This is a genomic window from Nocardioides sp. (assembly GCF_035547795.1).
Classification (GTDB): domain Bacteria; phylum Actinomycetota; class Actinomycetes; order Propionibacteriales; family Nocardioidaceae; genus Nocardioides.
The window spans coordinates 1-7,080 of sequence record NZ_DASZUF010000128.1 but is presented as its reverse complement, the minus strand read 5'-3'; the positions used below and the strand labels follow the sequence as shown (position 1 = coordinate 7,080).

Annotated in this window: 9 protein-coding genes; 3 read left to right on the top strand and 6 right to left on the bottom strand. The window is 70.6% G+C overall.

Features of this window, described 5'->3' with window-relative positions; translation table 11 throughout:
• The first annotated feature begins 75 nt into the window (after positions 1 to 75).
• Complete coding sequence (pknB, locus tag VHA72_RS08935) at positions 76 to 1,881, top strand: Stk1 family PASTA domain-containing Ser/Thr kinase (protein ID WP_325574367.1); 1,806 nt, start codon at positions 76 to 78, stop codon at positions 1,879 to 1,881.
• On the opposite strand, the gene VHA72_RS08930 is transcribed toward pknB, so the two are convergent.
• The gene (locus tag VHA72_RS08930; RefSeq protein WP_325574365.1) at positions 1,882 to 2,604 is read right to left on the bottom strand and encodes a DUF881 domain-containing protein; all 723 of its coding nucleotides are present in this window, start codon (positions 2,602 to 2,604) and stop codon (positions 1,882 to 1,884) included.
• Positions 2,605 to 2,662: 58 nt separating this feature from the next.
• On the opposite strand from VHA72_RS08930, the gene VHA72_RS08925 reads away from it, so the two are divergent.
• The gene (locus VHA72_RS08925; protein WP_325574363.1) at positions 2,663 to 3,100 is read left to right on the top strand and encodes a cell division protein CrgA; all 438 of its coding nucleotides are present in this window, start codon (positions 2,663 to 2,665) and stop codon (positions 3,098 to 3,100) included.
• Between the two features lie 143 nt (positions 3,101 to 3,243).
• Here VHA72_RS08925 and VHA72_RS08920 read toward each other — a convergent pair whose 3' ends face one another.
• The 5 genes from VHA72_RS08920 to VHA72_RS08900 all read right to left on the bottom strand — a co-directional run bounded on the left by VHA72_RS08920 (position 3,244) and on the right by VHA72_RS08900 (position 6,700).
• Entirely contained in the window at positions 3,244 to 4,128 is an 885-nt protein-coding gene (locus VHA72_RS08920) for a rhomboid family intramembrane serine protease (protein ID WP_325574361.1), read from the bottom strand.
• A 28-nt stretch (positions 4,129 to 4,156) separates the two neighbouring features.
• Complete coding sequence (locus VHA72_RS08915) at positions 4,157 to 4,666, bottom strand: peptidylprolyl isomerase (protein WP_325574359.1); 510 nt, start codon at positions 4,664 to 4,666, stop codon at positions 4,157 to 4,159.
• An 81-nt stretch (positions 4,667 to 4,747) separates the two neighbouring features.
• Complete coding sequence (locus VHA72_RS08910) at positions 4,748 to 5,062, bottom strand: DUF3817 domain-containing protein (protein ID WP_325574356.1); 315 nt, start codon at positions 5,060 to 5,062, stop codon at positions 4,748 to 4,750.
• A complete protein-coding gene (locus VHA72_RS08905) occupies positions 5,059 to 5,856 on the bottom strand; it encodes an SURF1 family protein (RefSeq protein WP_325574355.1) in 798 nt (265 codons plus the stop codon). The genes VHA72_RS08910 and VHA72_RS08905 overlap by 4 nt, the downstream gene beginning before the upstream one ends.
• A gap of 4 nt (positions 5,857 to 5,860) precedes the next feature.
• Positions 5,861 to 6,700, bottom strand: a complete 840-nt coding sequence (locus VHA72_RS08900; protein ID WP_325574353.1) for a hypothetical protein — start codon at positions 6,698 to 6,700, stop codon at positions 5,861 to 5,863.
• Positions 6,701 to 6,770: 70 nt separating this feature from the next.
• Between VHA72_RS08900 and VHA72_RS08895 the strand changes: the two genes are divergently transcribed.
• Positions 6,771 to 7,080: GNAT family N-acetyltransferase (locus VHA72_RS08895; protein WP_325574351.1), on the top strand; the 310-nt coding region annotated here is incomplete at its 3' end.

The window sequence follows — 7,080 nt, the reverse complement described above, 5'->3', positions numbered from 1 at the left end:
ATCCGAGGGCGAGTCGAGCGCGACCGAACCAACGCCACCACCGACCGACAGCTCGATCATCTCCGGAGACACCGAATGAACCAGGCAGAGCCGACCATCGTCGGGGGACGCTACGAGCTCGGCGAGCTGCTGGGCCGTGGCGGGATGGCCGAGGTGCGCAAGGGCACCGACACCCGGCTGGGCCGCGTCGTCGCGGTGAAGCGGCTGCGCACCGACCTGGCCAGCGACACGACGTTCCAGGCGCGCTTCCGGCGTGAGGCGCAGAGCTCGGCCTCGCGCAACCACCCCCCGATCGTCGCCGTCTACGACACCGGCGAGGAGGTCACGCCCGACGGCGTGCACCAGCCCTACATCGTGATGGAGTACGTCGCCGGCCGCACCCTGCGCGACATCCTGCGCGAGGGTCGCAAGATCCTGCCCGAGCGCGCCCTGGAGATCGCCTCCGACGTGCTCTCCGCGCTCGACTACAGCCACCGCGCCGGCATCATCCACCGCGACATCAAACCCGGCAACGTCATGCTGACGCCGAACGGCGACGTGAAGGTGATGGACTTCGGCATCGCCCGTGCGGTCTCCGACGCGCAGTCGACGATGACCCAGACGGCGGCCGTGGTCGGCACCGCCCAGTACCTCAGCCCCGAGCAGGCGCGCGGCGAGACCGTCGACTCTCGCTCGGACGTCTACTCCGCCGGCTGCCTGCTCTACGAGCTGCTCACCGGGCGGCCGCCGTTCGTCGGCGACTCCCCGGTCGCGGTCGCCTACCAGCACGTCCGCGAGCAGGCCGCGCCGCCCTCGGACCACGACACCGCGTTGCCGCCGGCCATCGACGCCATCGTGATGAAGTCGCTGGCCAAGCGGGTCGAGGACCGCTACCAGTCCGCGGCCGCGATGCGCACCGACATCGAGCGCTACTTGGCCGGCCGTCCCGTGGAGGCGGTCGCGCCCGTCACCGCCCCCGAGCCGGGCCCCGCGACCGCCGCCACCCAGGTGGTCGGCACCCGGACCTCGGCGGTCCCGGTGGCCGCGACCCCGGTCGAGGAGGAGGAGCGGTCGGGTCCGCGGACTGGGCTGCTGGTCGGCCTCGCCGTACTCGTGCTGGCGATCATCGCCGCCGGCGCCTTCCTGCTGCCGCACATGTTCAGCAGCGCGCCCGACCAGGTGCAGATCCCCAACGTGGTCGGCAAGACCCAGGACCAGGCTCGCACGCTGATCGGCAAGGCCAACCTGGTGGTCGATATCAGCGGCTACCAGCCGGACGCGAACGCGCCGGCCGGCACCGTGCTCAAGCAGTCGCCGCCCGGAGGCGTCGGCGCCTACGCCGACCCGGGCTCCACCGTCTCGCTGGTGCTCTCCTCCGGCAAGCCCGACGTGACCATCCCGCAGGTGGTCGGGATGACGTTCAAGGACGCCAAGGCGATGCTCGAGGGCGACGACCTGCAGGTCAAGCGCAACGACGTCGAGGACGACCACCCCAAGGGCCAGGTGCTCTCCTCCAACCCGACCCCCAACACCACCGTGGCCAGCGGCACGACCGTCACCCTCGACGTCTCCAAGGGTCCCAAGGCGGTGCCGAAGGTCGTCGGCATGACCCAGGACCAGGCGGAGCAGGCGATCCGAGCGGCCGGGTTCAAGCCGGTCGAGACCGACGACGACTCCTCGACACAGCCGGCCGGCACCGTGACCAAGCAGTCGCCGCCGGACGGCACCACCCAGGCACAGGGCCTGCCGGTGGTGATCTGGGTGTCGACGTACACGCCGCCGCCCCCGCCGGTCTCGTCCTCGGCGCCGGCCTGTCCCTCGCCGACGACGCTGCCGGACGGCACCCCGACCTGCCTGCCGACATTGCCGGTGTTCACCCCGCCGGCCGGCGACGCGCAGTAGCTACGTACCGTCCGGCAGCGGGCGGGCGTAGTTGAGGTCGAGCAGGCCCCGGTACGCCGGCGCCCGCACCTCGCTGTCCAGGGCCAGCTTCCAGCCGATCCCGATGCTCGGGTCGGACGCCTGGTCGCGGTAGATCTGCAGGTAGTGGCTGTCCTCCAGCGCGCTCAGCAGCGCGTCCTGGTCCCCGACCGCGCGGATCACGTAGGGCTGCGGATAGGGCACGCCCTGGAGGGTGACGGTGCTGCCCGAGCACTTGATCCCGGTGGTGGAGATGATCCGCTGGCCCTGGATGGTCACCGCGGTGGCGCCGCCGTTCCACAGCGCGTTCACCACCGCCTGGATGTCCTGCTGGTGCACCACCATCGCGTTGACGTTGCCGGTGGTGTTCTCGATCAGGTCGCGCGGCGCGTCGGAGAGCGTGACGGTGACCCCGGGCCCGGTGACGGCGGTCAGCCCGGCCGGGGCCTTGACCGCGTCCGCCCGCTGCTGCGCCTTCTTCACGTCCCGGTCCGGCACCGCGTTGGTCAGCGCCGTCACCTGCTTCTGCAGCGTGGCGACCTCCTGCTCGAGCTTCTTGTACGACGAGGCCTCGCTGCCCACCAGCGTGGCCAGGTCGGTGTAGCCGGGTCGCAGATCGGTGCCGTGGCTGTTCACGGCGCTCACCACGCACAGGCCACCACACACCAGCACCACCAGGGGTGTACCTACGCGCCAGGGACTCACGACGACTAGGCTACGCGGGTCCCAGTCCGGGAGACCGAGTCGAACAGGAGCTCCACCCGTGGCCAAGCTCAAGCTGACCGCCGATCGCCCACCGGTACTCACGGTGCGGTTCGTCGTCTCCGTGGTGATGATCGCGCTCGGCATCGCCTGGATCGCCTACTACTACGCCGGCGCCCGGACCGGCGACGACGGCAAGCACCACGGGCTGGCGTTCATCCGCGATCTGGGCGAGTGGAACTACCTGATCGGCTTCGGCCTGTTCTTCCTCGGTCTGATCGTCTCGGCGCATCCCCAGACCCCGCTGGGCCGCGGACGCGGCGTGGTGGTCGGCATGCTGGGCTGCTTCCTGCTCGGCCTGGCCTGGATCTGCGTCTTCTACATCTGGTCGAACAACCTCGACTCGATCTGGATCTTCAACGACCTCGGGCAGAAGAACCTGCTGGTCGGCATCGCGTTCATGGCGGTCGGCTTCGCCTTCGCGACCCGCTGGGAGTAAGCCTCGGCCAGGAACAAGCGCCGGCGTCGTGAGGACGCCGGCGCTTGATTCATTTGCAGCCTGGGTATTTCACAGTTGGGGAAGACTCTGTGGATGAATTACACGGGTGTAGTTCTCCACAGGGCACTCCACAGCTGTGGATGTCAGCGCAGCTGGAGGCTCCGGACGACGATCGCGATGACGACCACCGCGGTGACCAGGGCCAGGCCGGCCCAGCGCAGGTGGCGGTGCCGTGGTCCCGGCGCGTAGGCCAGCACCCCACCGATCGCCAGGCCGGCCACGAAGCCGCCGACGTGGCCCTGCCAGGAGATCCCCGAGTTGGTGAAGGTGATCGCGAAGTTGATCACCGCGACCAGGATCAGCTGCTGGATCGGCAGGCCACGGCGCACGAACAGCACGATCAAGGCGCCCAGCAGGCCGAAGATGGCGCCGGATGCGCCCAGCGTCGGGGAGTACGGCGACGCCGACCAGTAGACCAGGGCCGATCCGGCCAGGCCGCACAGCAGGTAGGTGAGCAGGTAGCGCGTTCGGCCCAGCGCCATCTCCAGCAGCGGCCCGATCACCCACAGCGAGAACATGTTGGTCGCGACATGGAGCAGCGCCTGGTGCGTGAAGACGCTGGTGAGCAGCTCCCAGTAGCCGCCGTCGGCCACACCGGGCGAGAAGGAGCCGCCGTACGCCGTGCACTGGGCGTGGTCGGCGATCACGTCGCCGACCCCGGTCACCGAGCAGAAGCCGCGCGCATGCAGCATCAGGTCGTAGGCGATGGTGCCCGACACGACCTGCATGAGCAGGAAGACGACCACGTTGATGCCGATGAGTGTCCAGGTGACCGGTGCACCGGCCATCCGGATGGTCGAGCCGAGCGACGCGCGCGGGGCGCGCTGGGTCCGCCGGCCCTCGGCGACGCACTCGGGGCACTGGAAGCCGACCGAGGCGGGCGTCATGCAGTCCGGACAGATCGGCCGGCCGCAGCGCTGACAGCGGATGTGCGACTCGCGGCCGGGGTGCCGGTAGCAGACGGGCACCCGGGGCGCGTCGGCCGCAGGGGAGGAGTCAGCCAACGATCTCGACGGACTCGATCACGACCGGGTCGGTCGGGCGGTCGCCCGGGCCGGTCGCGGTGGTCGCGATGGCGTCGACCACCTTCTTCGACTCCTCGTCGGCGACCTCGCCGAAGATGGTGTGCTTGAAGTTCAGCCAGGTGGTCGGCGCCACGGTGATGAAGAACTGCGAGCCGTTGGTGCCCGGGCCGGCGTTCGCCATCGCGAGCAGGTAGGGCTTGTCGAAGACCAGCTCGGGGTGCGGCTCGTCCTTGAAGGTGTAGCCGGGGCCGCCGGTGCCGGTGCCGAGCGGGCAGCCGCCCTGGATCATGAATCCGTCGATCACTCGGTGGAAGGTGAGCCCGTCGTAGAAGGGGCCGGTCTTGCCGTTGCCGGCGTCGTACGCCTTCTCGCCCTTCGCGAGACCGACGAAGTTCGCCACCGTCTCCGGAGCGTGGTTCGGGAACAGGGTGACGCTCACGTCGCCCTTGTTGGTGTGGAGGATGGCCTGCTGGTCCGCCATGGGACTGCCTTTCACGTGCGCTTGTTTCGATACGTCGACGTTGCCCGACGATCCTCCCACGGCGGCGGTTGCGGCGTACCGCTAGGCGGGGACGACCTCCGGATGCTCCCGCTTGTACTTCTCGCTGACGTAGTGCTCGACCACGAACATCAGGATCGGGATCAGGCCCGCCACGATGATCAGGGCGACGAAGTTGAGCGGCCAGCCGGCCTTGCGGATGAACGGCACCGCCACCACCAGGTAGGCGATGTAGACGTAGCCGTGCATCATCCACAACCACCACAGGTCGGGGATGCCGCTGTCGACGTGATGCAGCAGCCAGTCGATGCAGGCGGCCAGCAGGAAGATGCCGACCGCGATGGCCAGCACCCGGTAGGCGGTGAAGAGCTTGCTCACGAGCCCGAGCGTACGGCGTCTTCCTGAGCCGCCTTCTCAGCCTCCCCCTCGTCGTCTGGGGACGTGGCCTCGCGCACATAGCGCCACCAGATGTAGATGGCGAACAGGCCGAAGACCCACCACTCGAAGGCGTAGAGCGCGTTGCGCAGCCCGGTGGTGAAGCCGGCCTTCGGGGTCGAGTTCGGTTGGGCCGGCTTCAGGCCGGCGGTGCCGTCGTTGATCGCCGCGTCGGCGGCGGGCCAGCCCCGCTCCGCGTCGGCCACCACGGCGTACCCGCTGTAGAGGTCCTGCTTGACGTGGTTCATCGCGTCGGCGATCGCCAGTTCGGGCAGCACGTCGTCGTTCGGATCGTCGTCGGTCAACCCGCCGTTCTCCGGCGGCTGCATCCAGCCGACCAGGCGAGCGGTGCCGCTCGGAGCGGCCGGGGCGGTGCCGGCCTTGGCGACCCAGCCGCGGACGACGTAGATCGCCGGGTCGGTCGCGCTGTCGCCGATGGCCAGTGGCGTGGCGACCCAGTAGCCGCCCTGGTGGCCGCCGACGTAGACGGTGCCGGAGGGCACCCAGACGCCCTCGAGCACCGCGGGGCGGCCGGTCTCGGCGCCCGGGAAGGCGTCGTTGTGGCCCATCACCGTGCTCAGCGGCACCGGCGTGGCGTGCGCAAGCGAGGCGCTCTGGTCGGCCTTGTGCCCCTGCGAGACCGTCCACTGCCACCAGCCGAGCAGCGAGGTGGCGACCACCGCCAGCACCATGAGCAGATGGGCGCCCCACATCCGGGGAGCGAGGGCGGGTGACACCCGTTCAGGGTACGTCCGCCTCCGCGCAGACGGCGAAAGGGAGCTTGTGCCGCAGGGCTTGCTGGGCGGCATCGGCGGCGTTCGTCATGGTGAACCCGATCCGCCCGCTGCTCGGGTCGGCGGCCCCGCCGGTGAAGTCGGCGGTGAAGCTGGGGATGGCGTCACCCAGCCGCAGCCGGGTGAACAGGTCCACGCGTCCGGGTCCGAGGTAGGCGGTCGCCAGATGCGCGCCGAAGCTGACCGCATAGGCGCTCAGCGGCTGCAGGCGCTGGCCGCCGGTGTCCCCGGGCAGGCAGCCGCGCTCGACGTACGTCGCCTCCGCCTCGGGGCCCACCAGCCCCCTCAGGTCGGTCCAGCGGGCGTCGGAGGCGGGTAGCGTCTGGCTGGTGACCAGCTGCCCCGCGACGGTGCCGCCGTGGAGCTGGTCGGTCACCTTGCTCAGATCCACGCCGGGATGGAACGCCACCACCCAGCCGTCGGTACCCCCGCCGGAGTAGTGCGCCTCCCAGGCGACGTCGTCCTGAGTCACCGGCCCGGTCGTGCCGCGCAGCATGCCGGAGGTCAGCAGCGGCGCCTGCTTCGCGGCCCGCTTCCACAAGCCGCGGGTGACGCCGCCGAACTGCGCGCGGACCTGGTCGAAATCCGTGAACGCCAGCGTGGTGGCGGCGTGCGGCACGAGAGCCAGGACCGCCTGCACCGGCGGCAGGGACGCGTCGTAGGACGGGGTGACGCTGGGGCCGGCCGACACCGGTCGACGTACCGACGTCTCGGTGTCGTGTCCGCCGCACCCGCCGACCGCGACGACGGCGGCCAGCACGAGCGCGGCCCAGCAGCTGCGTCGCACACTTCGGCAACGACCGGGCGGCGGGCGCGTCACGGCTGTTCGTCGACCGACCGGGCTCTAGGGTGAGCCTGTGACCGCCGACGTCGAGCTGCGGCCGGGCCGGCCGGACGAGGCCGGCGTGCTCTCCGAGCTCGCCCTCCGTTCGAAGGCGCACTGGGGCTACTCGGTCGAGTTCCTGGAGGCGTGTCGGGACGAGCTGACCGTCGCCGAGGCCCAGCTGGCCTCGGTGACGGTGGCGGTCGCCGGCGGCACGATCGCCGGATTCTCGCTCCTCGAGGGCCACGACGCCGGCGGCGAACTGTCCATGCTCTTCGTCGACCCGCCCTGGATCGGCCACGGCATCGGCGGTCGGCTGCTCGCCGCCGCGCTGGAGTCGGCCC